Source organism: Pseudotabrizicola sp. 4114, from assembly GCF_031457365.1.
Taxonomy (GTDB): Bacteria; Pseudomonadota; Alphaproteobacteria; order Rhodobacterales; family Rhodobacteraceae; genus Pseudotabrizicola.
In genome coordinates, this window is sequence record NZ_JAVDWP010000003.1 from 19,462 (window position 1) to 45,346 (window position 25,885).

At 65.3% G+C, this 25,885-nt stretch carries 25 protein-coding genes; 7 read left to right on the forward strand and 18 right to left on the reverse strand.

Annotated elements, in window-relative coordinates:
- Window positions 1-16 precede the first annotated feature (16 nt).
- From J2X53_RS07520 to J2X53_RS07535, 4 genes are all read left to right on the forward strand, one after another.
- Window positions 17-322 (forward strand): hypothetical protein, encoded by a 306-nt coding sequence (locus J2X53_RS07520; protein ID WP_349036875.1) that lies wholly within the window; start codon window positions 17-19, stop codon window positions 320-322.
- 176 nt (window positions 323-498) lie between these two features.
- Window positions 499-3,126: a protein translocase subunit SecD gene (gene secD, locus J2X53_RS07525; RefSeq protein ID WP_349036876.1), complete on the forward strand. Its 2,628-nt coding sequence runs from the start codon at window positions 499-501 to the stop codon at window positions 3,124-3,126.
- Between the two features lie 207 nt (window positions 3,127-3,333).
- Entirely contained in the window at window positions 3,334-3,795 is a 462-nt protein-coding gene (locus J2X53_RS07530; protein WP_349036877.1) for an Lrp/AsnC family transcriptional regulator, read from the forward strand.
- Window positions 3,796-3,909: 114 nt separating this feature from the next.
- Window positions 3,910-5,127: an aminotransferase class I/II-fold pyridoxal phosphate-dependent enzyme gene (locus tag J2X53_RS07535; protein ID WP_349036878.1), complete on the forward strand. Its 1,218-nt coding sequence runs from the start codon at window positions 3,910-3,912 to the stop codon at window positions 5,125-5,127.
- On the opposite strand, the gene J2X53_RS07540 is transcribed toward J2X53_RS07535, so the two are convergent.
- The 10 genes from J2X53_RS07540 to J2X53_RS07585 form a co-directional block, all read right to left on the reverse strand.
- Window positions 5,109-6,014 (reverse strand): homocysteine S-methyltransferase family protein, encoded by a 906-nt coding sequence (locus J2X53_RS07540; RefSeq protein WP_349036879.1) that lies wholly within the window; start codon window positions 6,012-6,014, stop codon window positions 5,109-5,111. The two genes, J2X53_RS07535 and J2X53_RS07540, sit on opposite strands and share 19 nt — an antisense overlap.
- Window positions 6,011-6,682, reverse strand: coding sequence for a GntR family transcriptional regulator (locus tag J2X53_RS07545; protein WP_349036880.1), 672 nt, complete (start codon window positions 6,680-6,682; stop codon window positions 6,011-6,013). Before J2X53_RS07545 ends, J2X53_RS07540 begins: the two co-directional genes overlap by 4 nt.
- 14 nt (window positions 6,683-6,696) lie before the next feature.
- Window positions 6,697-7,491, reverse strand: coding sequence for an ATP-binding cassette domain-containing protein (locus tag J2X53_RS07550; protein WP_349036881.1), 795 nt, complete (start codon window positions 7,489-7,491; stop codon window positions 6,697-6,699).
- Complete coding sequence (locus J2X53_RS07555; RefSeq protein WP_349036882.1) at window positions 7,488-8,177, reverse strand: ABC transporter permease subunit; 690 nt, start codon at window positions 8,175-8,177, stop codon at window positions 7,488-7,490. The genes J2X53_RS07550 and J2X53_RS07555 overlap by 4 nt, the downstream gene beginning before the upstream one ends.
- A gap of 2 nt (window positions 8,178-8,179) precedes the next feature.
- Window positions 8,180-8,902: an ABC transporter permease subunit gene (locus J2X53_RS07560; protein WP_349036883.1), complete on the reverse strand. Its 723-nt coding sequence runs from the start codon at window positions 8,900-8,902 to the stop codon at window positions 8,180-8,182.
- 1 nt (window position 8,903) lies between these two features.
- Window positions 8,904-9,752: a transporter substrate-binding domain-containing protein gene (locus J2X53_RS07565; RefSeq protein WP_349036884.1), complete on the reverse strand. Its 849-nt coding sequence runs from the start codon at window positions 9,750-9,752 to the stop codon at window positions 8,904-8,906.
- Between the two features lie 38 nt (window positions 9,753-9,790).
- Entirely contained in the window at window positions 9,791-10,978 is a 1,188-nt protein-coding gene (locus J2X53_RS07570; RefSeq protein WP_349036885.1) for a M20 family metallopeptidase, read from the reverse strand.
- Window positions 10,979-11,317: 339 nt separating this feature from the next.
- On the reverse strand, window positions 11,318-12,817 hold the full coding sequence (locus J2X53_RS07575) for an aldehyde dehydrogenase family protein (protein ID WP_349036886.1): 1,500 nt from the start codon (window positions 12,815-12,817) through the stop codon (window positions 11,318-11,320).
- Window positions 12,814-13,866 carry an ACP S-malonyltransferase gene (locus tag J2X53_RS07580; protein WP_349036887.1) on the reverse strand — a complete coding sequence of 351 codons (1,053 nt, stop codon included), beginning with the start codon at window positions 13,864-13,866 and terminating at the stop codon, window positions 12,814-12,816. The genes J2X53_RS07575 and J2X53_RS07580 overlap by 4 nt, the downstream gene beginning before the upstream one ends.
- Window positions 13,863-16,052, reverse strand: coding sequence for a thiamine pyrophosphate-dependent enzyme (locus tag J2X53_RS07585; protein ID WP_349036888.1), 2,190 nt, complete (start codon window positions 16,050-16,052; stop codon window positions 13,863-13,865). Before J2X53_RS07585 ends, J2X53_RS07580 begins: the two co-directional genes overlap by 4 nt.
- 209 nt (window positions 16,053-16,261) lie before the next feature.
- Here J2X53_RS07585 and J2X53_RS07590 point away from each other — a divergent pair, with 209 nt between their 5' ends.
- Window positions 16,262-17,170, forward strand: coding sequence for a LysR substrate-binding domain-containing protein (locus J2X53_RS07590; protein ID WP_349036889.1), 909 nt, complete (start codon window positions 16,262-16,264; stop codon window positions 17,168-17,170).
- 111 nt (window positions 17,171-17,281) lie between these two features.
- Here J2X53_RS07590 and J2X53_RS07595 read toward each other — a convergent pair whose 3' ends face one another.
- Window positions 17,282-18,655, reverse strand: coding sequence for an aspartate aminotransferase family protein (locus J2X53_RS07595; protein WP_349036890.1), 1,374 nt, complete (start codon window positions 18,653-18,655; stop codon window positions 17,282-17,284).
- 19 nt (window positions 18,656-18,674) lie between these two features.
- On the reverse strand, window positions 18,675-18,815 hold the full coding sequence (locus J2X53_RS07600; protein WP_349036891.1) for a hypothetical protein: 141 nt from the start codon (window positions 18,813-18,815) through the stop codon (window positions 18,675-18,677).
- Window positions 18,816-19,187: 372 nt separating this feature from the next.
- Between J2X53_RS07600 and doeA the strand changes: the two genes are divergently transcribed.
- On the forward strand, window positions 19,188-20,369 hold the full coding sequence (gene doeA / locus J2X53_RS07605; protein ID WP_349036892.1) for an ectoine hydrolase DoeA: 1,182 nt from the start codon (window positions 19,188-19,190) through the stop codon (window positions 20,367-20,369).
- A 16-nt stretch (window positions 20,370-20,385) separates the two neighbouring features.
- The gene (doeB, locus tag J2X53_RS07610; protein ID WP_349037364.1) at window positions 20,386-21,384 is read left to right on the forward strand and encodes a N(2)-acetyl-L-2,4-diaminobutanoate deacetylase DoeB; all 999 of its coding nucleotides are present in this window, start codon (window positions 20,386-20,388) and stop codon (window positions 21,382-21,384) included.
- Here doeB and J2X53_RS07615 read toward each other — a convergent pair whose 3' ends face one another.
- The 6 genes from J2X53_RS07615 to J2X53_RS07640 all read right to left on the reverse strand — a co-directional run bounded on the left by J2X53_RS07615 (window position 21,385) and on the right by J2X53_RS07640 (window position 25,871).
- Window positions 21,385-22,236 (reverse strand): alpha/beta hydrolase, encoded by an 852-nt coding sequence (locus J2X53_RS07615; RefSeq protein ID WP_349036893.1) that lies wholly within the window; start codon window positions 22,234-22,236, stop codon window positions 21,385-21,387.
- The gene (locus J2X53_RS07620) at window positions 22,236-22,433 is read right to left on the reverse strand and encodes a hypothetical protein (RefSeq protein ID WP_349036894.1); all 198 of its coding nucleotides are present in this window, start codon (window positions 22,431-22,433) and stop codon (window positions 22,236-22,238) included. The genes J2X53_RS07615 and J2X53_RS07620 overlap by 1 nt, the downstream gene beginning before the upstream one ends.
- 97 nt (window positions 22,434-22,530) lie before the next feature.
- The gene (locus tag J2X53_RS07625) at window positions 22,531-23,232 is read right to left on the reverse strand and encodes an ABC transporter ATP-binding protein (RefSeq protein ID WP_349036895.1); all 702 of its coding nucleotides are present in this window, start codon (window positions 23,230-23,232) and stop codon (window positions 22,531-22,533) included.
- Entirely contained in the window at window positions 23,232-23,981 is a 750-nt protein-coding gene (locus J2X53_RS07630; RefSeq protein WP_349036896.1) for an ABC transporter ATP-binding protein, read from the reverse strand. The genes J2X53_RS07625 and J2X53_RS07630 overlap by 1 nt, the downstream gene beginning before the upstream one ends.
- On the reverse strand, window positions 23,978-24,952 hold the full coding sequence (locus J2X53_RS07635; protein WP_349036897.1) for a branched-chain amino acid ABC transporter permease: 975 nt from the start codon (window positions 24,950-24,952) through the stop codon (window positions 23,978-23,980). The genes J2X53_RS07630 and J2X53_RS07635 overlap by 4 nt, the downstream gene beginning before the upstream one ends.
- A 4-nt stretch (window positions 24,953-24,956) precedes the next feature.
- A complete protein-coding gene (locus tag J2X53_RS07640) occupies window positions 24,957-25,871 on the reverse strand; it encodes a branched-chain amino acid ABC transporter permease (RefSeq protein ID WP_349036898.1) in 915 nt (304 codons plus the stop codon).
- Between the last annotated feature and the right edge of the window lie 14 nt (window positions 25,872-25,885).

Genomic DNA, 25,885 nt, shown 5'->3' on the forward strand with positions numbered 1-25,885 from the left:
TGCCTGGATGGTGGGTTTGGCGCTGACTCTGGTGTGGATCGGGGGCCAACCCCATCAGGCAAACATCCCGACGCAGTCCGCATCGGCCAGTCTGGCTGCGGTGCAGGCCGCAGAGCATGTCGCCACAGTATCGGCTGCGGGCAAGATCCAGCGGATCCCCGAGTTCCGGCATGGCGGCGACCCTGACTTTGTGGCGCTGTTGGCCGAGACCTACCCCGGTACGTCGGGTCTCTATCGCCATGTTTCGCCTTGTGGGGCTGATGCGCCGCGCGGCCTGTGCCTGCACACCCGACCGGAACCGCGTGCGCCGCCTGTGATCTGAACGCTGATACCGTTGGTTTGTGCTGCAAGCGCAGGCCAACCCACAGCCACCCCACAACACCCGCTGCCCGCACGCCACAGGCGTCGGGCAAGGCTGCATGTGGTGATTTCAAGGTCACATCGTTTCCGGCTCCCGCCCCGCCAAAGGCCGGGGGGATGCCGGTTCAAGGACAGGTCATGTCAAACACTCACGTCTGGAAACGCCTCTTTATCTGGGGCGTCTGTCTCTGGGGCATCGTCTTTGCCCTGCCCAATGCCTTTTACCCGCAGGTCGAGCGGCACAATGATGCCGCCGCCGTTCTGGCCCAGACCGGCAGCTTGCCAGCCGGGACAGAGGCGGATCTGGCGGGCTGGCCCACATGGCTGCCCTCCAGCCTTGTCAGCCTTGGGCTCGATCTGCGGGGCGGGGCGCATCTTCTGGCCGAGGTCCATGTAAAGGACGTTCATGCCGCGCGGATGGAGGTGCTGTGGCCCCAGTTGCGCGGCCGCTTGCGCGATCTGCGTGATCAGGTTGGCAGCATCCGGCGCAACGAAACTGCACCAGGCGAGTTGCATGTGACGCTTGGCAATCCGGCGGGCATGCCCGCCGCGCTGGAGGCGGTGCGCGCGCTTGCCACGCCGGTCGTGTCAATGACCGGGATCGGTCAGAACGACATCGAGGTGCGGGCCGAGGGGGATACGCTTGTCGTTACCCTTTCCGCCGCCGAGCAAAAGGCGTCAGACGCACGCACGCTGCAGCAATCGCTGGAAATCATCCGCCGGCGGGTGGATGAGGTTGGCACCCGTGAACCCACGATCATGCGTCAGGGCGACGATCGCATTCTGATTCAGGTGCCGGGCATCGGGTCTGCTGCCGAGCTGAAATCGCTGATCGGAACCACGGCCCAGCTGACCTTTCATCCGGTTCTGGGCCGGGCGGGCACGGCGCAAGGCGGCAGGCCCGGTGATCTGGTGCTGCCTGCGGCGGATGAGCCGGGGGTGTTTTACGTGCTGGACCGCAGCCCGGTGGTCAGCGGCGAAAATCTGGTCGATGCCCAGCCCGCCTTTGACCAGAACAACCGCCCGGCGGTGAGTTTCCGCTTTGATCCTGCAGGGGCGCGTGTTTTTGGCGATTACACTGCCGCCAATATCGGCCAGCCCTTTGCCATCGTGCTGGATGGCGAGGTGATTTCGGCCCCGGTGATCCAGAGCCATATTCCGGGCGGTTCCGGCATCATCACCGGGCAGTTCACGGTAGAAGGGTCAACCGAGCTTGCCATTCTGTTGCGGGCGGGCGCGCTGCCGGCGGGCATGACCTTTCTTGAAGAGCGCACCATCGGCCCCGAGCTTGGGGCCGACAGCATCGACGCCGGGCAGCGGGCTGCGGTGATCGGGATCGCGGCTGTCGCCCTGTTCATGGTGGCCTGCTATGGCGGTTTCGGCCTGATGGCGAACCTTGCACTTGGGTTGAATATGGGGCTTTTGCTGGCCGCGCTTTCGGTCATGGGGGCCACGCTGACCTTGCCCGGCATTGCGGGGATCGTACTGACCATGGGCATGGCGGTCGATGCCAACGTGCTGATCTTTGAGCGGATACGCGAGGAGTTGCGGCAGGGCCGAGCCCCCGGTCGCGCCGTCGATATCGGATTTCAAAAGGCGCTGTCGGCAATCATGGACAGCAACATCACCGGGCTTCTGACCGCGCTGATCATGTTTGCGATAGGCTCCGGCCCGGTGCGGGGCTTTGCGGTCACACTGGGGCTGGGCATCCTGACGTCAATGTTCACCGCCGTCTATGTGACGCGGCTGATCGTTGAGACATGGCTGCGGTGGAAGCGGCCCAAGACCATCGCGCTGAAGGGCTGGATCAGGCTGGCCCCCGAGACAACGACAATCGACTTCTTCCGCGCGCAATGGCTGACCTTTGGGGCATCGGTTGCTGCGGTGGTGGCATCGCTGCTGGTGGTGGCAATGCTTGGCCTGAACTTCGGGATCGACTTCAAGGGCGGCACGACGATCCGCGCAGAATCGACGCAAGCCATTGATGTCGGCAGCTACCGGACAGCGCTGGCAGATCTGTCGCTGGGCGATGTGTCGATCACCGAAGTGTTCGATCCCGGCTTCCGCCCCGACCAGCATGTCGCAACCATCCGGATCGAGGCACAGCAGGGGTCCGAGGCCCTTTCGCCCGAGACCGTGGCGAGGGTCGAGGCGGCGGTTCAGACGGTCGATCCGGCGGTGACGTTCACGGCGGTGGAATCGGTTGGTCCCAAAGTCTCGGCAGAGCTGATCTGGCTTGCCCTTGCCGCCGTGGGGGCGGGGGCGGCGGGCATTCTGGTGTATGTCTGGATGCGCTTTGAATGGCAGTTCGCTGTGGGAACGGTGGCCGCGCTGATCCATGATGTGGTGGTGACGGTCGGCATCTTTGCGCTGTTCGGGCTGAAGTTCGACCTGACCATCGTGGCGGCGCTGCTGACCATTCTTGGCTATTCGGTGAATGATACGGTGGTCATTTTCGACCGGCTGCGCGAGAATCTGGTCAAGTTCAAAACCACACCGTTGCGCGATCTGATGAACCTGTCGGCCAACGAGACGCTGAGCCGCACGCTGATGACAGCCATGACCACGCTGATCGCCCTGATCGTGCTGCTGATCTTTGGCGGCGATGTGATCCGCGGCTTTGTCTTTGCCATGCTGCTGGGGGTGATCCTTGGCACCTGGTCCACCCTGTATGTGGCAAAGAACATCGTGCTGTTTCTTGGCGTTGACCGGACGGACAAGCTGGCACGCGGACCTGACCACGAATTCGCCAGGATCGACGCCTGACACGGCGGCACCAACAAACGTGTTGGTGCCGTCCGACACCCGGATTTTTCGAAGTCGGCGATGCTGATGCCCGCCGCATCGAACTCGCACAAAGCGCAGTCGCTTTACGATCTTCCCCTTGAGGGGGGCAGGCTGGCGGCAGTGGCATGTGGCAATGGGGCAGGGCATATGCAATATGCCCGCTCACACCTACGGGAGAGGGGCGTTTTGGACGAGTTTGACCGCAGGATACTGGCCATCGTGCAGCGCGACAGCCAGATCAAGGCCGAGGCGATTGCCGATCAGGTCGGCCTGTCGGCCTCGGCCGTGCAACGTCGGTTGCGGGCCTTGCGTGCCGGGGGCATCATCCGCGCCGACATTGCGGTGGTCGATCCAAAGGCGGCGGGGCAGGCGATGCGCTTTATCGCCGGGCTGGAGGTCGAGCGGGACAATTACGACGTGCTGCAAAAGCTGCAGGCCTGGGCCGACCGGACCGAGGCCATTCAGCAGCTGTATTACGTCACCGGCGCGGTGGATCTGGTGGCGGTGATCCTGGCCCGCGATGTCGAGGATTACGACGCCATCACCGCGCGGATGATGCGCGACAATCCCCTGATCCGGCGGATCACCACCAATGTCGTGCTCAAGCCGCTGAAGGTGGGGCTGTATGTGCCGGTGGCCGAAGACTAGCCGCGCAAACGCGAAAAGTGCCGATGAAAATCGGCGATGATCTGAGGAAATGTGCGGCGCGGCGGCGTAGCCTGCCGGTATCCTTGGCGGAAACGCTCACCAGAGGTGCCGACCATGTTTCCCCCCTTGCCGCCCGATGCCCGCCCTGAAACCCTGTCGCTGGATGCCGGGCTGTCGATCAACCCTGCGACCCGTTCGATCCAGCCCGATATCTCCATGTCGGTCAACCATCTGGTGGCCCCCGGCGAAGGCGCGTTTTCTGCCGCTGGTCTGGGCGATATTGCCGATGAGCCCTATACCTATGCCCGCTGGCTGAACCCGACCGTGCGGGCGCTGGAAACCCGGATGGCGGCGCTGGAAGGCGCGCCCGATGCGCTGGCCTTTGCCACCGGGGTGGCGGCGATTGCCGGAGTGTTCCTGACCCTGCTGAAGGCGGGGGATCATCTGATCATCAGTGACGTGACCTATGCCGGGGCGGCAGAGCTGGCGCGGGTGATCCTGCCCGGTCTGGGGATCGAGGTCACGCCGGTCAACCTGTCGCGCCCCGACGATCTGCGCGCGGCCCTGCGGCCCAACACCCGGCTGGTGCATTGCGAAAGCCCCTGCAACCCGATCCTGCGGCTGACCGATCTGGCCGAAATCGCGCGGATCGCGCATGAGGCGGGGGCGCTGGTGTCGGTGGACAGCACGCTGGCGACGCCGGTGTCGACCCGGCCGCTGGCGCTGGGGGTGGATCTGGTGATCCATTCGCTGACCAAGTTCATCAACGGTCATGGCGATGCGCTGGGGGGCATCGTCTGCGGACCGCAGGCGCTGATCGCGCAGCTGCGCGGCTGTGCGGGGGTGTATCTGGGGGCGGCGCTGTCGGCGTCGAATGCCTGGCTGATCCTGCGCGGCATCGACACGCTGTTCCCGCGCATGGCGCAGATCAACCAGACGGCGGCCACGCTGGCACAGATGCTGGAGGATCATCCGGCGGTGGAGCGGGTGATCTGGCCCGGTCTGCCCTCACACCCGCAGCATGATCTGGCGCGGCGGCAGATGGATCACCCCGGCGGCGTGATCGGTTTTCGCACCAAGGACGGACCTGCGATGGCGCGGCAGCTGGCGGCGCGGCTGCGGGTGGCGCATTACGCCTTTTCGCTGGGCCATCAGCGCAGCATCGTGACTTATCTCGATACCGCCGAGATGATCGGCGGCACCTACAAGCTGACCGGCGCGGGGCTGGAGGATTACCGCCGCTTTGCGGGCGACGGCATCTTCCGCTTGTCGGTCGGGCTGGAGGCGGCGGCGGACCTGATCCGTGATCTGGATCAGGCCTTATCGGCGTGACCCAGATGCCCGGCCAGATGGTGGATGTGCTCGGTGCCGATGCCGCAGCAGCCGCCGATGATGGTGGCCCCCTTGGCCGCCCAACCCTCGGCCCAGCCGCAGTAATGCGGCGGGTCCAGATCGGCGCGGATGGTCGAGACGACCTCGTTTGCGGCCCCGTCATCATCTTGTGAATCGCTGAAGGCGTTGGCGTAGACGCCAAGGCGCAGGCCGGGTTCGGCGGCGCGGGCGGCCTCCAGCGCCGCCCCCATCACCTCGGGGCGCGAGCAGTTGAACAGCATCGCTTCGGCCCCGAGCTTCACGGCCAGATGCGCCGCCTCGGTCACCGACTGGCCAGAGCGCAATTCGGGCCGGGGCAGGGCTTCGGCCCCGTCATCGTCGCGCAGCGTAAAGGAAATCCACAGCGGTTTGCCGGTGGCGCGGATGGCGATGGCGGCGGCTTCAGCCTCTTCCAGACTGGATTGGGTTTCGGCCAGCCACAGATCGACATGCGGGGTCAGGCCCTTGACCAGTACGGCCAGATAGTCCTGCGCGACATCGGCCTGAAACAGTTCGGGCTGATAGGAGCCGAACACCGGCGGCAGCGATCCGGCAACGCGCACGGCGGGGTTGCCCGCCGCCGCCTGCCGCGCCATGCGGCCCGCCAGATCGGCCAGCCGTTCGCCCTCGGCGCGGAACCGCGCTTCACCGATGTGGAACGGCACCAGCGCATAGGAATTGGTGGTGATGACCCCGGCACCGGCCTGCACATAGGCGGCATGGACCTGTGCCACGGTTTCGGGCGCTTCGATCAGGGCCAGAGCCGACCATTCCGGCTGGCGGAACGGCGCGCCCACACGTTCCAGCTCGCGGCCCATGCCGCCGTCAAGGATGGTGATCTCGGTCATCTGTTCTCTCCTGTGGCTAGGCTGTGAAAGCCTGCGACATCCTGTGTTATGGAATAGTCGATGTGATCGCGCACCGCGCGTTCGGCCTGATCCGGGGTGCCCCCGGTCAGCGCGTCGAACAGCGGCTGATGTTCGCCCAGCAGCGGGTTGCGGCAGGGCCAGTGGCTTTCCGACCAGCGGTACAGCCACTCCATCTTGTCGGCCAGCAGGCCATGGCGGCGGATCAGATGCTGATGCCCGGTCTGGCGCACGAAACTGGCGTGAAACCCCAGATCGGCGGCCACCCGCGCGCTGGTATCTGCATCCTGCGCCATGGTCAGCGCCGCAAAGGCGGCTGTCACCTGATCCAAGCCCAGCACCTCGCGCCGTTCGGCCAGAATGCGTGCCGCCAGCCCCTCAAAGGCGGCCCGCAGGGTGTAGATCTCCCAGATCACCTGCGCATCCAGCACGGCCACCCGCCAGCTGGAATAGGGCGTGCGGGTCACCAGCTCCTGCGCTTCAAGCGCGAACAGGGCCGAGCGCACCGTGCCGCGCCCGGTGCCGATCTGTTCGGTCAGCGCCTGTTCGGTCAGGATCGTGCCCGGCGCCAGATCGCCGCGCACAATCGCCTCGCGCAGCCAGTCGGTTGCCTGATCCTGAAGGCTTTTGCGTTCAATGGGCTGGCGCATCGCTTGCCCTTTCCCTACCGCGTCCGGTCGAAATGACCGGACAGAAAGGCGCGTGCGCGGTCTGACCTTGGGTTGGCAAAGACCTGTTCCGGGGTGCCGTCTTCCTCGATCTGGCCCTGATGCAGCAGCACCACGCGCGACGAGACATCGCGCGCAAACCCCATCTCGTGGGTGACGATCAGCAGGGTGCGGCCCTCTTCGGCCAGACTGCGGATCACCTTGAGCACTTCGCCCACCAGTTCCGGGTCCAGCGCCGAGGTCGGCTCGTCGAACAGGATCGCGCGGGGGCGCTGTGCCAGCGCGCGGGCAATGGCCACACGCTGCTGTTGCCCGCCCGACAGATGCGCGGGCCAGGCGTCGCGCTTTTCCGCCAGACCGACCTTTTCCAGCAGGGCGGTCGCCTCATCGACCGCCTCGGCCCGGCTGCGGTTTTGCACAAACAGCGGGGCCTCGATCACGTTTTGCAAAACGGTGCGATGGGTCCACAGGTTGAAGTTCTGGAACACAAAGCCCAGATGGCCGCGCATCCGCCGCGCCGTGGCCTCTTCGGCCCGTGTCAGGCGGGCGCCTTTCGGCGACAGGCTGTCTTCGCCCACGGTGACAGTGCCTGCATCCGGGATTTCCAGCATCGGGATGCAGCGCAGCAGTGTGCTTTTGCCCGAGCCCGAGGCCCCGATCATCGAGATCACGTCGCCATCCCGCGCGCTCAGGTCGATGCCGCGCAGCACTTCGTTGGCCCCGAACGTCTTGCGCAGCCCGGTGATCGACAGCGCCGGTCCCACAGCTTTGGTCTCCACAGCGTCCGTCATGGTGTCGTCCTTCCGAATTGCCAGGGCGAAAGCCGCCGTTCGAACCAGGCCGAGAACCGGGTCACAAGCAGCGAGATTGCCAGATAGATTGCCGCCGCGCAGAGCAGGATTTCCACCGCCCGCCAGGTTTCCGAGATCGCAGCGCGCGCGATGCCGGTCATGTCCATCAGCGTGATGGTCGACACCAGCGCCGTCGCTTTCAGCATCGAGATCACCTCGTTGGAATAGGCGGGCAGCGCCTGCCGAAAGGCCAGCGGCAGCGTAATGCGGCGCAGGATGGCAAACCGGGTCATGCCCGACACGCGCCCCGCCTCGACCGCGCCTTTGGGGACGGCGCGCAAGCCACCGCGCAGGATTTCCGAGGTGTAGGCCGCGTCATTCAGGATCAGCGCCAGCAGCCCGCACCAGTAGGGTTCGCGCAGAAACGGCCACAGAAAGCTTTGCCGGACAAAGCCAAAGCCCGCCAGCCCATAGTAGATCATGAAGATCTGGATCAGGAGCGGCGTGCCCCGGAACACAAAGACATAGGCCGCGGCCACCGCATTGCCGATCCGGGTGGTCCGCATCAGGTTGAGGATCAGCGCCAGCGTGCCGCCGCCCAGCAGGGACAGCACCCAGAAATTCAGCGTCAGCGGCAGGCCCTTGAGAAGGTTGGCGAACATGCCGCCCAGGAACGTGAAATCCATGCTCACATCCCCCCTTGCGGATGGCCGCGCAGGCTGCGGCGTTCGGCTAAGCGGAAGATCTGATCGGACACCGTGGTGATGCACAGATAGATCGCTGCCCCTGCGGCGTAGAACAGGAAATGCTCTTGCGTGGTGCCCGCCGCGACCGAGACCTGCCGCATCGTCTCGACCAGCCCGGTGACAGAGACCAGCGCGGTTTCCTTGATCACCGATTGCCATTGGTTGCCCATGCCGGGCAGGGCCGTGGTCATCGCTTGCGGCGCGATCACCCGGCGGAACAGGGTCAGGCGGGTCATGCCAACCACACGCCCGGCCTCGACCATGCCCTTTGGCACCGCCTGATAGGCCCCGCGCAGCACCTCGGACTGGCCGGCGGCAGAGATCAGCCCGATCGCCAGCATCCCGGCGACAAAGCCCGAAATGTCGAACGGCCCTTCAAAGCCAAGGCCGGTGCCGATGGCCGTCACCACCTGACGGCCACCGAAGTAGAACAGATAGATCACCAGAATATCGGGAACCCCGCGCAGCACGACCACATAGGCCTCTGCCAGTCGCCGCAGCACGGCATTGCCGCCGATCCGCGCCCAAGCCACCAGCGTGCCCAGCCCCAGCCCGAACAGAAAGGCCGCGACCGAGACCGCCAGCGTCATCAGCCCGGCGCGGACCAGCACCTTGCCCCAGCCTTCGGGACCAAAGCCCAGCAGCGCGAGATCCCCGAACTCCATGTCAGAGCTTTGGCGTCACGACCATGCCGAACCACTGGGTCGACAGGGCCTCGAGCGTGCCGTCATCGGACATGGATTTCAGCGCGGCGCTGATCTTGTCGGCCAGCTCGGCATTGCCCTTCTGGACGACGAACGCCGCACCGGCCCCCATCACGCCACCCTTGAAGGATGGGCCGGTCGCCATCGCGGTTTCCGCGTTCTTTTCCAGAAACGCCGAGATGTTGGTGACCGAGGCCATGCCCGCATCCAGCCGCCCGTTCATCAGATCCTGATAGACATCGGGGCCATTGGGATAGGTACGGATCGTCACGCCCTTGGGTTCCAGATAGGTGGCCAGAAAATCGGCCTGAATCGTCGCCACATGCACGCCGACGGTCTTGCCCGCCAGCTTTTCGGCGATGGCGTTGATGGCCGCTTCGGTCGGGGCTTCCTCGGTCAGGTCGACAAAGGTGCCGGTGCCGTCCAGCTCCAGACCGCTTTCCTTCATCACCGCAAAGGTCGAGCCGCCGGTGGTGTAGGGCAGCGAGAAATCGACCACTTCCAGCCGCTTTTCGGTGATGGTGACGGAATCGACCACGGCATCATATTTGCCATCGACCAGCCCCTGAATCATCCCGTCCCAGGCCTGCGAGATCACCTCGTATTCGAACCCGGCGCGCTTGGCGACCTCGTCCAGCATGTCCAGCTCAAAGCCGTACAGCGTGCCATCGGGCCGGGTCATGTTGAAGGGCGGAAAGGCCCCTTCGGTCGCGAAGACAAGCTTCTTGTCCTGCGCCAGCACGGGGGCGGCGGTCAGGGCAACGGCTGCGGCCAGTGCGGCGCGCAGAAAAGTGCTGCGGGTGAGGGTCATGGGTGGTCTCCTTACAGGGTCAGGCCAGAATCAGGGGGTCAGGACAGAAATTCGGTCGCCATGCGCGTCAATGCGATGGCGCTTTGGGCGATGCAGCCCTCATCAGGCTGGTAGTCGGAGTTGTGAACCCGGTCGTCACGGCCCGGCTGGCCGGAGCCGATGAAGATCTGCACCGACGGCACCCGTTCCGAGAAATAGGAGAAATCCTCGGCGCCAAAGCTGCTGCCGGGTTCGACCACTGTGGGTGCCCCGAACTGGGCAGACAACGCCTCGGCGGTGCGGGTGATCATATGGTCATCATTCATCAGCGGCGGCGCGCCGCGCACATAGTCCACCTCGGCGCGCAGGTTCAGCCCTGCGGCAGCACCCGTACAGATGCGGCGGAACGCGGCTTCAGCCAGATCGCGCGACTGCGGCGACCGGCACCGGACCGTGCCCTCGAACATGCAGCTGTCGGGGATGATGTTCTGCGTCGCCCCGCCTGCGATGTGGCCGACCGTCAGCACGGCCGACAGGGCGGGGTCCATCTCGCGCGAGATCACGGTTTGCAGCTGGGTCAGGACATGCGCCGCGCCGATGATCGGGTCGATGGCGGCATGCGGGCGCGCGGCATGACCGGATTTGCCGTGCAGCACCACGCGGAATTCATCGCTCGACGCTGTGCTCGCGCCCCGGTTCAGCAGGATCTGGCCCACGGGAAGTTCGGGGCGGTTGTGAAAGGCGATGGCCATATCGACCCCGTCCGCCGCACCGTCGGCAACCATGGCGGCGGCCCCGCTCTCCTGCGTTTCCTCAGCCGGTTGGAAGATCAGCCGCACCGTTCCCGCAAGTGTGGGGGCCAGTTGCACCAGCGCCGCCGCCGCCCCCAGCAAGGACGCGGTGTGCAGATCATGGCCGCAGGCGTGCATCTTGCCGGGGATGGTCGAGGCAAAGGGCAGCCCGGTTTCCTCATGGATCGGCAGCGCATCCATGTCGGCGCGCAAAATCAGGCAGGGGCCGGGGCGGCCGCCGGTGATTTCCGCCACCACGCCGGTGCGCCCGACACCGGTTTTCGGCGTCAGCCCCAAGGCGCGCAGTTCACCCGCAACAATCGCGGCGGTGCGGATGGTGTCGAACCCGGTTTCGGGATGGGCGTGCAGATCGCGGCGCACCGCGATCAGCCGCTCCTCGACCGCGCGGACAAGACGCTCGATTTCGGGGGCGGGGTCATTGGGGCGGTGGGTCATGGCCAGATTCCGGGATCAGAGGGGCAGGTGCTTTGCGACTCTTTACGTCCGGAGTTATGGCTGGATTGTCAAGGATCGACAATCGGTCAAAGACGCGCGGTGCGGATCTTCCTGAGCCTATGCGGTTGTCATGCCGTTGATGCAGGCACCTTGGCCAACACTGATGGCTCTGTCGTCAGTCCCGTACCGCCGCCCGGTGGACCAGAACGGCACCCGGTTTGAGACCGCACCGCGCAGCCGGCAGGGCCGCCACCGATGATGGCAAGGCCTGTGGACCTGTCAGCGGCAATCGGTGCGGCGGTAAAGCAATCGCTGCAACCAGCCCGCTACCGGGTCGGGTCAGAGGTCAAAGCGCACGCCCTGCGCCAGCGGCAGCTCGGCCGAATAGTTCACCGTGCTGGTCTGGCGGCGCATATAGCCCTTCCACGCGTCCGACCCGCTTTCCCGCCCGCCGCCGGTTTCCTTTTCCCCGCCAAAGGCCCCGCCGATTTCGGCCCCCGATGGCCCGATGTTCACATTGGCGATGCCGCAATCCGACCCGGCGGCCGAGAGGAAAGTTTCTGCCTCGCGCAGGTTCAGGGTAAAGATGCACGACGACAAGCCCTGCGGCACATCGTTTTGCAGTGCGATGGCCTGATCCAGCGTGTCATATCCCATGACATAGAGGATCGGGGCAAAGGTTTCCTCGCACACACACGGGGTTTGCGCGGGCATTTCCACCAGCGCGGGGCGGATATAGGCCCCGCCCTGCGGCACCGCTTCGGTCACGACCGTGCCGCCATGCACCGTGCCGCCATCGGCGCGGGCGTGGTCGAGTTGCGCCAGCATGCGGTCGCGGGCGGCGGTGTCGATCAGCGGGCCGACCAGCGTGCCTTCGCTGCGCGGATCGCCGACGGACAGCGTGGCATAGGCCTTGGTCAGGCGGGCCATCAGATCGTCGCGGATGTCACCATGCACGATCAGACGGCGCAGCGAGGTGCAGCGCTGCCCCGCCGTGCCCACGGCCCCGAACACGATGGCCCGCACCGCCATATCCAGATCGGCAGACGGGGCCACGATCATCGCATTGTTGCCGCCCAGCTCCAGAATGGGCCGGCCCCAGCGTGCCATGACCTTTGGCCCCACGATGCCGCCCATGCGGGTCGATCCGGTGGCCGACAGCACCGGCACATCGCGGCTGTCCACCAGCGCCACCCCGATGGCCGCGCCGCCGATCACCAGCTGGCACAGCCCCTCGGGCGCATCGCCAAAGCGGGCCAGCGCGCGGTTCATGATGGCTTGTGTTGCCAGCGCGGTCAGCGGGGTCTTTTCCGACGGCTTCCAGATCACCGGATTGCCGCAGACCAGCGCAAGGGCGGCGTTCCACGACCAGATCGCAACGGGAAAGTTGAACGCGCTGATCACGCCCACCGGCCCCAGCGGGTGCCAGGTTTCGGCCATGCGGTGGCCCGGACGCTCGGAGGCGATGGTCAGGCCATAGAGCTGCCGCGACAGGCCCACCGCAAAGTCGCAGATGTCGATCATCTCCTGCACTTCGCCCAAGCCCTCGGAGGTGATCTTGCCCACCTCCAGCGTCACCAGCGCGCCCAGCTCCGCCTTGGCCGCGCGCAACTCTTCGCCCAACAGGCGCACGAGTTCGCCCCGGCGCGGCGCGGGCACCGTGCGCCAGACCTGAAACGCGGTCTGCGCGCGAGCGATGACGGCGGGCATTTCGGCAGGGTCGGTTTCGCGCACCCGTGCGATTTCGGCCCCGTCGATCGGCGAATGAACCGCCAATGTGCCCCCGGTCAGATCGGCAGGGGTCAGGCCAGCGGCGGTCAGAACGGCGGTATGGGTCATTTGGAACCTCGGGGTTGGGTGACAGGGCCGCGCTGCTCGGGCAGGCCCATGGAGATCAGGATCGGCGCTTCGGCCTGAAGGCGTTGAAAATCGGCCTTGCTTGCCATGCCGCGCCAGCTGGTCTGGATCAGCGCCTGCGCCACCGCCCCGCCCAGCGTGGTGCCGGGTCCGGTGATGACGAACAGATCGGGCGCAAATTCACGCGCAGCGCTGCGGATGGCGGCAGTGAAATCGTAAGGCTGCACCACCTGGTGATCCAGCGTGTAGTCGCGGAGCGCGCCAGGGGTCTGCGCGCCCGGCCACCAGACCTGGCCGCGCCCGTCGATCTTTGGCAGGCGCGGCGTGGTGAACAGCGAATCCGGCAGCAAGTCGCGGCCCTGTGCGGCGACCGGAGCCTGAAGGGCGGTGTGAAACGCCGCATGGTTGCCCAGCCGCATCGGAAAGCGGCCCTGCAGCGGCGGCACGGCGGACTCGAACGCTTTCAGCCCCGCGTCATTACCGGCAATCACCAACAGCCCGCCAAGGTCAATCGACAGGGCCAGTGCATGGCCTGAGCGCCAGGAAATCTCGTCCACCAGCGCCAGCAGAGTGGATTTGCGCGCCGGGTCCGGCACCCAATCGTCGCCGACCACCGGGTACACCGTCTGGCCGCCGATCAGCGCCTGTTGCATCAGGCGGCCCATGGTGTTGGCGATGCGAAAGCCATCTTCGGGCGGGACGGCCCCGGCGCAGGCCAGCGCCGAATACCAGCCCATCGAATTGCCGGTGACGGCCACCACCTCGACCACATCCCGGTCGATGGACAGGAAATCGCCATAGCTCGCGGCAAAGATCAGCCCGCTGGCAGTGTCGCCCCGGCTGTGCAGCGCCAGCGAGAATTTCGCGGCCCCGTCCAGCGCGGTCAGGCTTTGCTGCCCCTCGGCCTGCCGCATCGCATCAAACCGGGCCAGCAGGGCGGGGTCGGGAAAGTGGCGCGACAGGCTGCCCAACTCGGTCGCATTATAGGTGCCGCGACCGGGGCAGATGACGACGGCGGTTTTGCGGGTCATGCGCGGCCTCCTGCCAGGGCGATGGCGGCCTGCGTGATGCTGGCCTGCGACGGCATGGTGACGGCATAGGCCGGGCCGGTGGAGATGAAGCTGTCTTCGGCGGTGATGCGGGCCAGCTTTACCGCTGTGGTCTCATGGAAATGCGCCATCAGCGCCTCGGCCACGCCGCCAGAGTGGCGGGTTTCATCGACCACCAGCACATGCCTGCAGCCTTGAACCGCCGAGGTCAGCGCCGCTTTGGGCAGTGGCGACAGCCAGCGCGTGTCAATGATGCGGGCCGAAATCCCCGCCGCCGTGATCGCGGGCAGCGCCTGTTGCGACAGAAAAACTCCGTTGCCGAAGGTGACGATGGCAAGATCGGTTCCCGCCCCGTCAACCCCGACCTGACCAAAGGGGATGGTCTGCGACGGATCGGGATAGCGCCGCATCCAGCCGCCATCCTTTTCGGCATGCAGATCGCGCATCGGATAAAGGGCTATGGGTTCCAGAAACACCACCACCCGCTGCTCTTCGCGCGCCAGCCGCACACATTCGCGCAGCATCATCGCCGCATCCGCGCCATTCGACGGCACCGCGAGGATCAGCCCGGGAATGTCGCGCAGCACGGCGACCGAGTTGTCATTGTGGAAATGCCCGCCAAAGCCCTTTTGATAGCCCAGCCCGGCGATCCGCAGCACCATCGGGTTGCTGAACTGGCCATTGGAGAAAAACGGCAATGTCGCCGCCTCGCCGCGCAGCTGGTCTTCGGCGTTGTGCAGATAGGCGAGGAACTGAATCTCGGGCAGCGGCACGAAGCCGTTCTGCGCCATGCCGATGGCAAGGCCCAGGATCGACTGTTCGTCGAGCAGGGTGTCGATCATCCGGTCGGGGCCAAAGCGGGCGTGCAGCTTTTGCGTGACCCCGTAAACGCCGCCCTTGCGCCCGACATCCTCGCCCATCATCACCAGCTCGCGGTGGGTCAGCATCAGATCGGTCAGCGCCCAGTTGATCAGGCGCGACATGATCTGCGGCTCGTCCATCGCCTTCCGGTCGCCACCAAAGGCCGCCGCCCGCGCCTCTGGCGTTGGCCCGTTGGTGGGGGCGCAGGGGCGTTTTGGCGGCACAATCGCGGCCATGACCTGTTCTGCGGTTTGCAACCGGGGCCGGGTGATGGCCTGATCTGCCACGCGCACGACGCGGGCATTGGTTTCGGTGTAGATCGCAAGCGCCTGATCCGGTGTCAGCACCCCGGCCTGGTCCAGCAGGCGCACGGCATGCAGCAGCGGGTCCTGCGCCTCTTCGGCCTCTACCTCTTCGCGCGACAGATAGGTGGTGGGCACATCGGCCCCGGCATGGCCATAGAGCCGGATGGTGCGCAGGTGCAGGAACGCGGGCTTCTTGCGGTCGCGGACATAGGCGGCGGCCTCGGTCGCTACGCGGTAGGTGTCATACAGGTCCAAGCCGTCGGCCTTGAAGTATTTCAGGCCGGGTCGGGCGTGGAACGTGGCTTCGATCCAGCCCTTTGGCGTCTTGGTGGAAATGCCGATGCCATTGTCTTCGCAGACAAACAGCAGCGGCAGCGGCACCGATTGATAGCTGGTCCATTGTGCGGTGTTGAACGCGCCTTGCGCGGTCGAATGGTTGGCCGAGGCGTCGCCAAAGCTGCAACAGATGATCGCATCATCGGGCAGGATCTGGTGTTCGGGCCGGTGCCGCCGGGCCGCGCCGATGGAATAGGCCGCGCCCACCGCCTTTGGCAGATGGCTGGCGATGGTCGAAGTCTGCGGCGGGATGAACAGATCGCGCGACCCCAGCACCTTGTGCCGCCCGCCCGAAATCGGGTCTTCCGACGATGAGGCGAACGACAGCAGCATATCCCAGGCCGGGGTCTGGCCCGGAACCTGCCCGGCGCGCGCGATCTGGAACGCCGCGTCGCGGTAGTGCAGGAAGGCCATGTCATCGGGGCGCAGCGCCAGCGCCACCGCCGCCAGCCCCTCATGCCCCGACGAGCCGATGGTGTAAAACCCTTGCCCCGCCCGCTGCATCGCCCGGCTTTGCCGGTCCAGCGCGCGGGTCAGACAGGCGGCGCGGAACGCCTGCACCGCCGTTTCGGGCGCCATCGGGCCTGCGGGGGGGCGGCCCGCCGGCAGATCGCGCGCGGCGACCCGGCGCAGAAAGTTCTCATGCACAATGCCGGCGCGGTCCATCATTTGCCCCCTTGCGGAACTGTCGTCTTGCGGGCCGTGCCGGGGATCATACCACAAATCTCCAACCCGTTCAGGCAACAGGCAAGGTGCGGGGCAGGGGCGAGGGTCATGCAAGTATCCTTTGTGCCTGGCACATGTGGTCAGACAATAGCTGGAATGATCGGAGATTATGAGCGAGAAGAAGTCCACATGTTTGGAGAAAGACGCACATGATCGCGCCGCGCCGCTTTTTGCCCTCGGTCAGTTCCCTGCTTGCGCTGGAGGCGGTGGACCGGCTGGGCACTGCGACAGCCGCCGCCGAAGACCTGGCGCTGACCCATTCCGCGATCAGTCGCCAGCTGAAAACCCTTGAGGCGCAGATCGGCGTCAGCCTGTTCCGGCGCGAGGGCAAGGGGCTGGCCCTGACCCCGGCGGGGCTGGATTACGCGGCATCGGTGCGCGACTATCTGCAAGATCTGGCGCGCTCCAGCATGAAAATCCGGGCGGCGGGCGAGAAAAGCAGCCTGAACATCGGCGTGCTTCCGGCGTTCGGAACCCATTGGCTGTTGCCGCGATTGAAGAGCTTTGCCGTGCAATACCCTGATATCACGGTGAATCTGTCAACACGGCTGGCCCCGTTCGATTTCAGCCGCGACAAGCTGGATGCCGCCATCCACTTCGGCACCCGTGACTGGCCGGGGGTGGAGTATCTGGATCTTGGGCAGGAAAACATCATCCCGGCCTGTGCGCCCGAGCTGTTGGGGCCGGGCGCGTTGCGGGTGCCCGATCTGCTGACGATGCCGCTGCTGCATCTGGAAAGCCGCCCCGGCGCCTGGGAGGATTGGTTCGAGCGCAACGGCCACCCGGCAGACCGTCTGCGCGGCATGCTGTTTGACCAGTTCACCCATATGGTCGAGGCGGCGGTGCATGGCTTTGGCGTCGCCTTGTTGCCCGAATTCATCGCAAGGGTCGAGTTTGAGCGGGGCCGCCTGACGCCCGCCGTGGCGGGCCGGACCCCGATTGACAGCCGGTATTTCTGCGTTTGGCCGCACCTGCGCCCGCCAAGCCGGCCGTTGCAAAGACTGCTGGACTGGCTGGGCCAGATCGTGGCGCAGCAGCCGGTCCATCCTGACCGATAACTCCACAGGCACCGCAAAACCGGTGACAGCGCAGCACCTGTCGGCGAGGCGCGCTGGCCCACCGCGCGCAGGCCGCTGGCCCTGCGCGCGGTGGGCCGATGATCGGGGCCGTCAGCCCAGAACCTTGCGAACCGCCTTGTCCGCCGCCTTGATCACAAGATCCGCTTCGTCACGGGTCAGGCACAGCGGCGGGGCAAAGCCGAGGATGTCACCTTGCGGCATCGCGCGGCCAATGACGCCCTCGTCCAGCAGGGCCGCGGCGACCGCTGGCCCGACCTTGCGTGCGGGATCAAAAAAGCGCCGGTCGTCCTTGTCTTCGACAAACTCGACCGCAGCCATCAGCCCATCGCCGCGCACCTCACCGACATTGGCGTGCCCGGCCAGCGCATCGGTCAGACCGGCGCGGAAATAGGCCCCGACCTCGCCCGCGTTCTGCACAAGGCCCATCTCATCAATCAGTTTCAGGTTCGCCACCCCGGCTGCGGCACAGATCGGGTGGGCCGAATAGGTCCAGCCGTGACCAATCGGGCCAAGCTGATCGGACCCCTGCACCAGAACCTGCCACATCCGGTCCGACACGATCGACCCCGACAGCGGCGCATAGGCCGAGGTCAGACCCTTGGCGATGGTGATCAGGTCCGGCTCCATCCCGTAATGCACCGATCCGAACATGGTGCCCAGACGGCCAAAGCCGGTCACCACCTCATCCGCGACCAGCAGGATATCGTATTTCGTCAGCACCGCCTGAATCGCGGCCCAATAGCCCTGTGGCGGCGGCACAATGCCGCCGGTACCAAGGATCGGCTCGCCGATGAAGGCGGCGATGGTGTCGGGCCCTTCGGCAAGGATCATCTCTTCCAGCCGGGCGGCGCAATGGGCGCTGAACTGTTCCTCTGACATCGAGCGGTCTACGCGGCGGAAGTAATAAGGTGCGTCGGTGTGCAGGATCGGGGCCCGGGGCAGATCGAAATTGGCGTGGAACAGCGACAGCCCGGTCAGGCTGCCGGTCATCACACCCGACCCGTGATAGCCACGCCAGCGGCTGATGATCTTTTTCTTCTCGGGCCGGCCCAGAATGTTGTTGTAGTACCAGATCAGCTTGATGTTGGTCTCGTTCGCATCCGACCCCGACAGCCCGAAATAGACCCGGCTCATATGCTCGGGCGCGCGTTCGATGATCATCCGCGCCAGCGTGATGCTCGCTTCGGTCCCGTGGCCGACATAGGCGTGGTAATAGGCCAGTTCGCGCGCCTGTTCGGCGATGGCATCGGCAATTTCGGTCCGGCCATAGCCGACATTCACGCAGTATAGCCCGGCAAAGGCATCCAGACTGCGTTTGCCGGTGGCGTCAACGATGTGGCACCCCTCGCCGCCGACGATGACGCGGCGCGGTGTGTCGCCGCGCGCATGCATGCCCATATGGGTGGAGGGGTGAAAGAAATGGTCGCGATCCCAGGCGTTCAGATCATTGTCGCGGTCAAGCATGATTGGTCCTTTCCCGCGCTCAGGCGGCAGTGTCGATGCAGAGGTATTTCAGTTTGACAAACGCTTTCAGCCTATGGTGCGACCCTTCGTGCCCGGGGCCAGACTGTTTCGAGCCGCCAAAGGGCACCGGGCCGCCGGTGATACGGTTAACCGAGATCATCCCGAATTCAAGCGCTGTGACAGCCGCAAGTCGCGGGCACCATCGCGGGTGACGACACAGGCCACAAGACCGAATCCGGTGTCATTTGCGCGGGCGACCCCTTCGCCTTGGTGTCGAAGGCGATTGCCGGGGCGACCGGGCCAAGGGGTTCTTCGTTCGCAGAGCGTCATGATTTTGACGTGGCGCTGGACAAGATGAAAGAGTCGGGCGAATTTGCTGCCATCGTCGAGCCTTACGGCTTGTCAGGACCCTCTGTCATCTCGACCAGCCGGGCCGGGCCGCCCTTGCCATCGCCCGCGCGGCCGGGGCGGGGCAAAGTTCTACTTTTTGAAAGAAACCCCGGGCAGCACCGCCCATAGGAGGATACGATCAATGACAGACGTGGACTTGCGGTTCTCCCGCGATGAATTTGCCACGCGTCTGGAAAAGACGCGCCACGCGATGGAGGCAAGGGGGATCGATCTGCTGATCGTCACCGATCCCAGCAACATGAACTGGCTGACCGGCTATGACGGCTGGTCGTTCTATGTGCATCAATGCGTGATCGTGCCACCGCATGGCGAACCGATCTGGTTTGGCCGGGGGCAGGATGCGAACGGGGCAAAACTGACCGCTTACCTGCGGCATGAAAACATCCTCGGCTATCCCGATCACTATGTGCAAAGCACCGAACGGCACCCGATGGATTACCTGTCGGGTATCCTGACCGACAAGGGCTGGGGCAGCCTGCGGATCGGGGTCGAGATGGACAATTACTATTTCACCGCCGCCGCCTTTGCCAGCCTGACCCGGCACCTGCCGAACGCGCGCTTTTCCGATGCCACGGCGCTGGTGAACTGGCAGCGCGCGGTGAAGTCGCCGACCGAGATTTCCTATATGCGCAAGGCCGCGCGGATCGTGGAAAACATGCATGCGCGGATCGTCGACAAGATCGAGGTCGGCATGCGCAAATGCGATCTGGTGGCCGAAATCTATGATGCGGGGATCCGCGGCGATGCGGCGTTCGGCGGCGATTACCCCGCCATCGTGCCGCTGTTGCCTTCGGGCCGCGATGCGTCTGCGCCGCACCTGACCTGGGACGACAAGCCGATGAAATCGGGCGAAGGCACGTTCTTTGAAATCGCCGGCACCTATCACCGCTATCACTGCCCGCTGTCGCGGACCGTGTTTCTGGGCAAGCCGACGCAGGCCTTTCTGGATGCCGAAAAGGCCACGCTGGAAGGGATGGAGGCGGGGCTGGCCGCAGCAAAGCCGGGCAACACCTGTGAAGACATCGCCCGCGGGTTCTTTGACGTGCTGGCCAAATCCGGCATCATCAAGGACAACCGCACCGGCTATCCCATCGGCGTCAGCTATCCGCCGGACTGGGGCGAGCGCACCATGTCGCTGCGCCCCGGCGACAAGACCGAGCTGAAGCCGGGCATGACCTTTCACTTCATGACGGGTCTGTGGCTGGAGGATATGGGGCTGGAGATCACGGAAAGCATTCTGATCACCGAAACCGGGGTGGAATGTCTGGCAAACGTGCCGCGCAAGCTGTTTGTAAAGGACTGATCCGATGGGCACAGACATGCGACCGTCGCCGGTGTCGGCGACGGTGGATTTTGCGGCAGACGGCGTGCAGCACGGGTTTCTGCGTCTGCCCTACAGCCGCGATGATGCGGCCTGGGGCTCGGTGATGATTGCCGTCACGGTCGTGAAAAACGGCGACGGGCCGACCGGCTTGCTGACCGGGGGCAATCACGGTGATGAATACGAAGGCCCGATCGCGCTGTTTGATCTGGCCCGAAGCCTGCGCGCCGAGGACGTTTCGGGGCGGGTCATCATTGTGCCGATGATGAACCAGCCCGCCTTTGCGGCGGGCACCCGGACCTCACCCATCGACCGGGGCAACCTGAACCGCAGCTTTCCGGGCCGCCCTGATGGCTCGGTGACAGAAAAGATTGCCGACTACTTTCAGCGCGTACTGTTGCCGATGGCCGATGTGGTGCTGGATTTCCATTCCGGCGGCAAGACGCTGGATTTCCTGCCGTTCTGCGCCGCCCATATCCTGCCCGACACCGCGCAGGAGGCTGAGGCGTTCCGGCTGGTCCGGGCTTTTGGCGCGCCTTATTCGGTCAGGATGCTGGAGATTGACGCGGTCGGCATGTACGACACCGCCGCCGAAACCATGGGCAAGGTGTTTGTCACCACCGAGCTGGGCGGCGGCGGCACCGCCAGCGCCTATACCGCCGGGATCGCGATCCGGGGGTGTCGCAACCTGCTGATGGCGGCGGGTATCTTGCGCGGAACCCCTGACCCTGTGCCGACGCAGTGGCTGGATATGCCCGATGGCAGCTGCTTCACCTTTGCCGAAGACGCGGGTCTGATCCGCTTTTGCGCCGATCTGGGCGACCGGGTCCGCAAGGATCAGTGCATTGCGATGATCTATCCGACCGGGCGCACCGGGCTTGACCCGACAGAGCTGCGCGCCAACCGGGCCGGTCTGTTCACCGCGCGGCATTTGCCGGGGCTGGTCAAACCCGGCGATTGCGTGGCGGTGATTGCGGATGAGGTGGATCAGACGTGATCAGCGGGCAAGGTCCAGCAGCAGCTGTGACAGGGTGGTGTCCGGGTTGGCAAGATCCAGAATGATGTCGAAATGATTGCGACCGGCCACCCGGTGGACCGGCCAGCCGGTCACTTTTGCGAACGCGTCTGACTGGCGGTGAAAGCCCATGGCTTCGCCTGCGCCAGCCGCCAGCGCCAAGGCCCCCCGCAGGCCCTGTGGCGGGTGGCGGAGCGGGCTTTGGGCCAGTTCGGCATCGGTGAATTGCATCCAGTCCTGCACATGGCAGGCGGCCAGCGGCGCCAGCTCGAACAGGCCGGATACCGGCAGGCAGGCAAGCAGCGGCTGCTCTGGCAGACCCAACTCTGCTTGCCAGCCGGGTTGCGCGACGGCGGCGGCGAGATGGCCCCCGGCAGAGGATCCGCTCACGGTGATGCGCGTGCGGTCAAGGCCCAAGGCCTCGGCATTGTGCCACAGATGCGCAATCGCCCGGCGGCAGTCGGTGAGGATGTCGGTGATGCTGGCCCCGGGGGCCAGCCGGTAATCCGGCACGGCGGTGGCGATGCCCTGCGCGGCCAGCATCGGGGCGGCAAAGGCAGATTGCGCGCGCGACAGCGCCCGCCAGTAGCCGCCATGGATGAACACCACAACGGGGCGGCTTTCGCCCGGCGTGGTGCCGAACAGATCGAGCTTCAGCCCAGTTTCAGTGCAGAATGTCAGCCCCGCGCGCGTGTGGGGCAGGTCGTGGGCCGCGTCCGACAGGCTTTGATACCGGCCCAGAATATCGGCAAACTCCGCCTCGGTCACCGTGGTGCGGGCGGTGTAATCGGCGTCCAGTCGGGCGCGGGGCAGGGTGGCTTCGTCTTTGAGCATCAGATCACCAGAGGGTTTGCGCGGTTCCCGATCAGCCGCACCACGGATAGCGCCGTCAGCGCCGAGGATTTGGGGCTATCGGGCAGGGCCAGATTGTCGGGCGTGATCTCCATCCGGCCAGAATCGTCATGGGCAAGGACGCGGTGGTGGCGGGACCGGCGATCATCCGGATGATCAGCGGAAACAGCAGACCGCAACCGGCAACGGCCCCAAGCGTTGCCGGCGACTGCCGCAGCGCCAGCCGGCGGGCAATTTCAGAGCCGATGGCGCCCCATCCGATCAGAACCAGTCGCATCAGATGCCGACCCAAGCCTGAACGCGGGCCTGATCGCGGGTCAGGTCGGCACTGGTGCCGGTCCAGACCGTCTTGCCCTTTTCCAGAATGAAATGCCGGTCGGCCAGGCGCTTGAGCACGGAAAATGTCTTGTCGATCAGCAGGATCGACTGCCCCTCGGCCTTCAGCTTTTCGACCACCTGCCAGATTTCCGCGCGGATCACCGGGGCCAGCCCTTCGGTCGCCTCATCCAGAATGAGCAGGCGCGGGTTGGTCATCAGCGCGCGACCCACCGCCAGCATCTGCTGCTCGCCGCCCGACAGCGTGGCCGCCATCTGCCCGCCGCGCTCGCCAAGGCGGGGGAACAGGTCATAGATGCGGGCAAGGGTCCAGGGCGACTTTGCCGCCAACCGGTTGGCCGCCGTGGCCACCAGGTTTTCGCGCACGGTCAGCGTGGGAAACACCTGCCGCCCCTCGGGCACCAGACCAAAGCCCAGCCGCGCCACCTTTTCCGGGGCCAGCCCGCCAATGGCACGACCGTCATACTGCACCGCCCCGCCCTTGGGTGGCAGCAAGCCCATGATCGTGCGGACCGTGGTGGTCTTGCCCATGCCGTTGCGGCCCATCAGGGTGACCACCTCGCCCTCCCTGATGTCGAGCGAGATGTCGAACAGCACCTGTGAGGCACCGTAGCCGGCTTGCAGGTTTTGCACCGACAGCATCAGGTGTCCTCCTCTCCGAGATAGGCGTCGCGGACCGCCGGATTTGCGCGGATCTCATCGGCGTTTCCGGCCGCGATGACACGCCCGTACACCAGCACGGTGACCCGGTCGGCAAGCGCAAACACGGCGTCCATATCGTGTTCGACCAGCAGCATCGCGCAATCACCGCGGGCGGCCAGCAGCGCGTCAATCATCTGCTGGCTTTCCAGATGGCCAAGCCCGGCCATCGGTTCATCCAGCAACAGCAGCCGGGGGCGCTGGGACAGCGCCATCAGCAGCTCCAGCTGCTTTTTCTCGCCATGGGCCAGATCGGCGACGGTGACACCGGCGCGGGGGCCAAGCGCAGAGGCAGTCAGGATCTCGGCCACCTCGTCCCACACCTCGGCGCGGCTTGCGGCGCGGTCGAAGATACGGAAATTGCCGCCTTCGCGCGCCTGAACCGCAAGGCCCAGATTTTCGCGCACCGTCATGTCGTCCAGAAGCGAGGTGATCTGAAAGGTCCGCCCCAGACCCAGCGTCACACGCTCTGCCGGGGACAGGCGGGTGATGTCGCGGCCCGCCAGATGGATATGGCCGGCGTTTGGCATCAGCTCGCCACAGATCTGATTGATCAGCGTCGATTTTCCGGCGCCATTTGGCCCGATCAGAGCGTGAATCTCTCCGGCATTGACGGTCAGGCTGACATTGTCGGTCGCGGTCAGACCGCCAAAACTCTTGGTCAGCCCGGCGATTTCAAGCACATGGGTCATTTCTGCCCCCCGCTCAGCTTGCGGATCAGCGCCATAAGCCCGCCCTTTGAGGTCAGCACCACAACCAGCAGCAGGATGCCAACCGGCAGCATCCAGTGCTCGGTATACCGCGCCAGCGTCGTCTCCACCGTGAACAGCACCCCCGCGCCGATGAATGGCCCGGCCAGAGTGCCGACGCCGCCAAGGATGACCATGATCATGAACTCGCCCGACCGGGTCCAATGCATCATGTCGGGCGAGGCAAAGCGCAGGAAGTTCACCATCAGCGCCCCGGCCAGACCCGCGCCCATGCCGGACAGGATGAAGGCATAGAGCTTGTAGCGGAACGTCGAGATCCCCATCGCGGCCATGCGGCGTTCGTTCTGGCGGATGCCGGCGATGATCTGACCGAACGAGGATTGCACAAGGCGGCGCAGGAACAGGTAATAGGCGGCGGCAAAGCACAGCACGACCCAATACAGCGTGTCGCGGTTGCGCATGTCGAGGCCCGGCAGCGCATTGGTGCGGCGCACCATGATCCCATCCTCGCCGCCATAGGTTTTCAGCGAGATGAACAGGAAAAAGAACATCTGCGCAAAGGCCAGCGTGATCATGATGAACTGCACGCCGCCGGTGCGCAGCGACATCGCGCCCACCAGTGCCGCCGCCAGCCCGGCCACCAGCACGGCGGCGGGCAGGGTCAGCAGCATCTGATCGGTGCCGGGAATCAGGCCCAGAAACGAGGTTCCGGCGTCGAAATGGTGGTACAGGATTCCGACCACATAACCGCCGATGCCAAAGAATGCTGCGTGGCCAAAGCTGATCATGCCGCCGTAGCCGAGAATGAAGTTCAGGCTGGCCGCCGCCATGCCATAGATCAACGCCTGACCGACCAGCCGTGTCCAGCTGGTCTGGCCGGTGGCTGCGGCCAGAAACGGCACCAGCGCCAGCAGCAGGAAGACGGTGGCCAGAATAAGGTATTCGCGTTTCATCGGGTCATCCCTGCGCTGCAAACAGGCCGCGCGGACGGACCAGAAGAATAATCGCCATCATCAGATAGATCCCCATCGAAGATATTCCGACCCCCAGTGCCTGCGCCTCGGACCCCGGCATGACCTGCTGCAACAGGCCGGGCAGAAAGGCGCGCAGCATGGTGTCGCACATCCCCAGCACGATCCCGGCGACAAAGGCGCCTTTCACCGAGCCGACCCCGCCGATCACCACCACGACAAAGGTGGCCAGAATGATCTCGTCCCCCATGCCGACCTGCACTGACAGGATCGGCGAGGCCATCACCCCGGCCAGCCCGGCCAGCAGCGCCCCGAGCCCGAACACCGCCGTATACAGCCCCCGGATGTTCACCCCCAGCGCCCGTACCATCTGGCGGTTGCTGGCCCCGGCACGCACCAGCATGCCGATCCGGGTCTTGTTGATCAGCAGATACAGGCCGACCGCGACGGCCAGACCGACCGTGATGACAAACAGCCGATAGGTCGGATAGGGCAGGCCCGGCACGATCTCGACCGACCCCGAAAACATCTCGGGCAGAGAGGTGAACAGCGGCTGACGACCGAAGATCAGCACGGTGGACTGGTTGAAGATCAGGATCAGGGCAAAGGTCGCCAGAACCTGATCCAGATGGTCACGGGCATAAAGGCGGCGCATGACCCCCAGCTCGACCACGATTCCGGCGATGGCCGAGGCCACCAGCCCGGCCAGAAGCCCGGCCCAGAACGAGCCGGTCTGAATCGAGACCCAGGCCCCGGCAAAGGCACCGACCATATACAAAGCGCCATGTGCCAGATTGATGACGCCCATGATTCCGAAAATCAACGTCAGCCCGGCGGCCAGCAAAAACAGCGTGACGCCGTATTGCAGCCCGTTCAAAAGCTGCTCGATCAACAGGATCATCTGCGGGCCTCCAG

Coding starts and splice junctions, on each gene's coding strand:
- J2X53_RS07540 (WP_349036879.1), bottom strand. CDS start 6,014: ATGACCGAGATCACCATCCTTGACGGCGGCATGGGCCGCGAGCTGGAA.
- J2X53_RS07625 (WP_349036895.1), bottom strand. CDS start 23,232: ATGCTGTCGGTGCAAAACCTGCAAGCCGGCTACGGTGCCTCACAGGTG.
- J2X53_RS07575 (WP_349036886.1), bottom strand. CDS start 12,817: ATGACCCATACCGCCGTTCTGACCGCCGCTGGCCTGACCCCTGCCGAT.
- J2X53_RS07595 (WP_349036890.1), bottom strand. CDS start 18,655: ATGCTTGACCGCGACAATGATCTGAACGCCTGGGATCGCGACCATTTC.
- J2X53_RS07630 (WP_349036896.1), bottom strand. CDS start 23,981: ATGACCCATGTGCTTGAAATCGCCGGGCTGACCAAGAGTTTTGGCGGT.
- secD (WP_349036876.1), top strand. CDS start 499: ATGTCAAACACTCACGTCTGGAAACGCCTCTTTATCTGGGGCGTCTGT.
- J2X53_RS07600 (WP_349036891.1), bottom strand. CDS start 18,815: ATGATCTCGGTTAACCGTATCACCGGCGGCCCGGTGCCCTTTGGCGGC.
- J2X53_RS07580 (WP_349036887.1), bottom strand. CDS start 13,866: ATGACCCGCAAAACCGCCGTCGTCATCTGCCCCGGTCGCGGCACCTAT.
- J2X53_RS07555 (WP_349036882.1), bottom strand. CDS start 8,177: ATGGATTTCACGTTCCTGGGCGGCATGTTCGCCAACCTTCTCAAGGGC.
- J2X53_RS07550 (WP_349036881.1), bottom strand. CDS start 7,491: ATGACGGACGCTGTGGAGACCAAAGCTGTGGGACCGGCGCTGTCGATC.
- J2X53_RS07545 (WP_349036880.1), bottom strand. CDS start 6,682: ATGCGCCAGCCCATTGAACGCAAAAGCCTTCAGGATCAGGCAACCGAC.
- J2X53_RS07560 (WP_349036883.1), bottom strand. CDS start 8,902: ATGGAGTTCGGGGATCTCGCGCTGCTGGGCTTTGGTCCCGAAGGCTGG.
- J2X53_RS07585 (WP_349036888.1), bottom strand. CDS start 16,052: ATGGACCGCGCCGGCATTGTGCATGAGAACTTTCTGCGCCGGGTCGCC.
- doeB (WP_349037364.1), top strand. CDS start 20,386: ATGCGACCGTCGCCGGTGTCGGCGACGGTGGATTTTGCGGCAGACGGC.
- J2X53_RS07635 (WP_349036897.1), bottom strand. CDS start 24,952: ATGAAACGCGAATACCTTATTCTGGCCACCGTCTTCCTGCTGCTGGCG.
- J2X53_RS07570 (WP_349036885.1), bottom strand. CDS start 10,978: ATGACCCACCGCCCCAATGACCCCGCCCCCGAAATCGAGCGTCTTGTC.
- J2X53_RS07590 (WP_349036889.1), top strand. CDS start 16,262: ATGATCGCGCCGCGCCGCTTTTTGCCCTCGGTCAGTTCCCTGCTTGCG.
- J2X53_RS07565 (WP_349036884.1), bottom strand. CDS start 9,752: ATGACCCTCACCCGCAGCACTTTTCTGCGCGCCGCACTGGCCGCAGCC.
- doeA (WP_349036892.1), top strand. CDS start 19,188: ATGACAGACGTGGACTTGCGGTTCTCCCGCGATGAATTTGCCACGCGT.
- J2X53_RS07535 (WP_349036878.1), top strand. CDS start 3,910: ATGTTTCCCCCCTTGCCGCCCGATGCCCGCCCTGAAACCCTGTCGCTG.
- J2X53_RS07640 (WP_349036898.1), bottom strand. CDS start 25,871: ATGATCCTGTTGATCGAGCAGCTTTTGAACGGGCTGCAATACGGCGTC.
- J2X53_RS07615 (WP_349036893.1), bottom strand. CDS start 22,236: ATGCTCAAAGACGAAGCCACCCTGCCCCGCGCCCGACTGGACGCCGAT.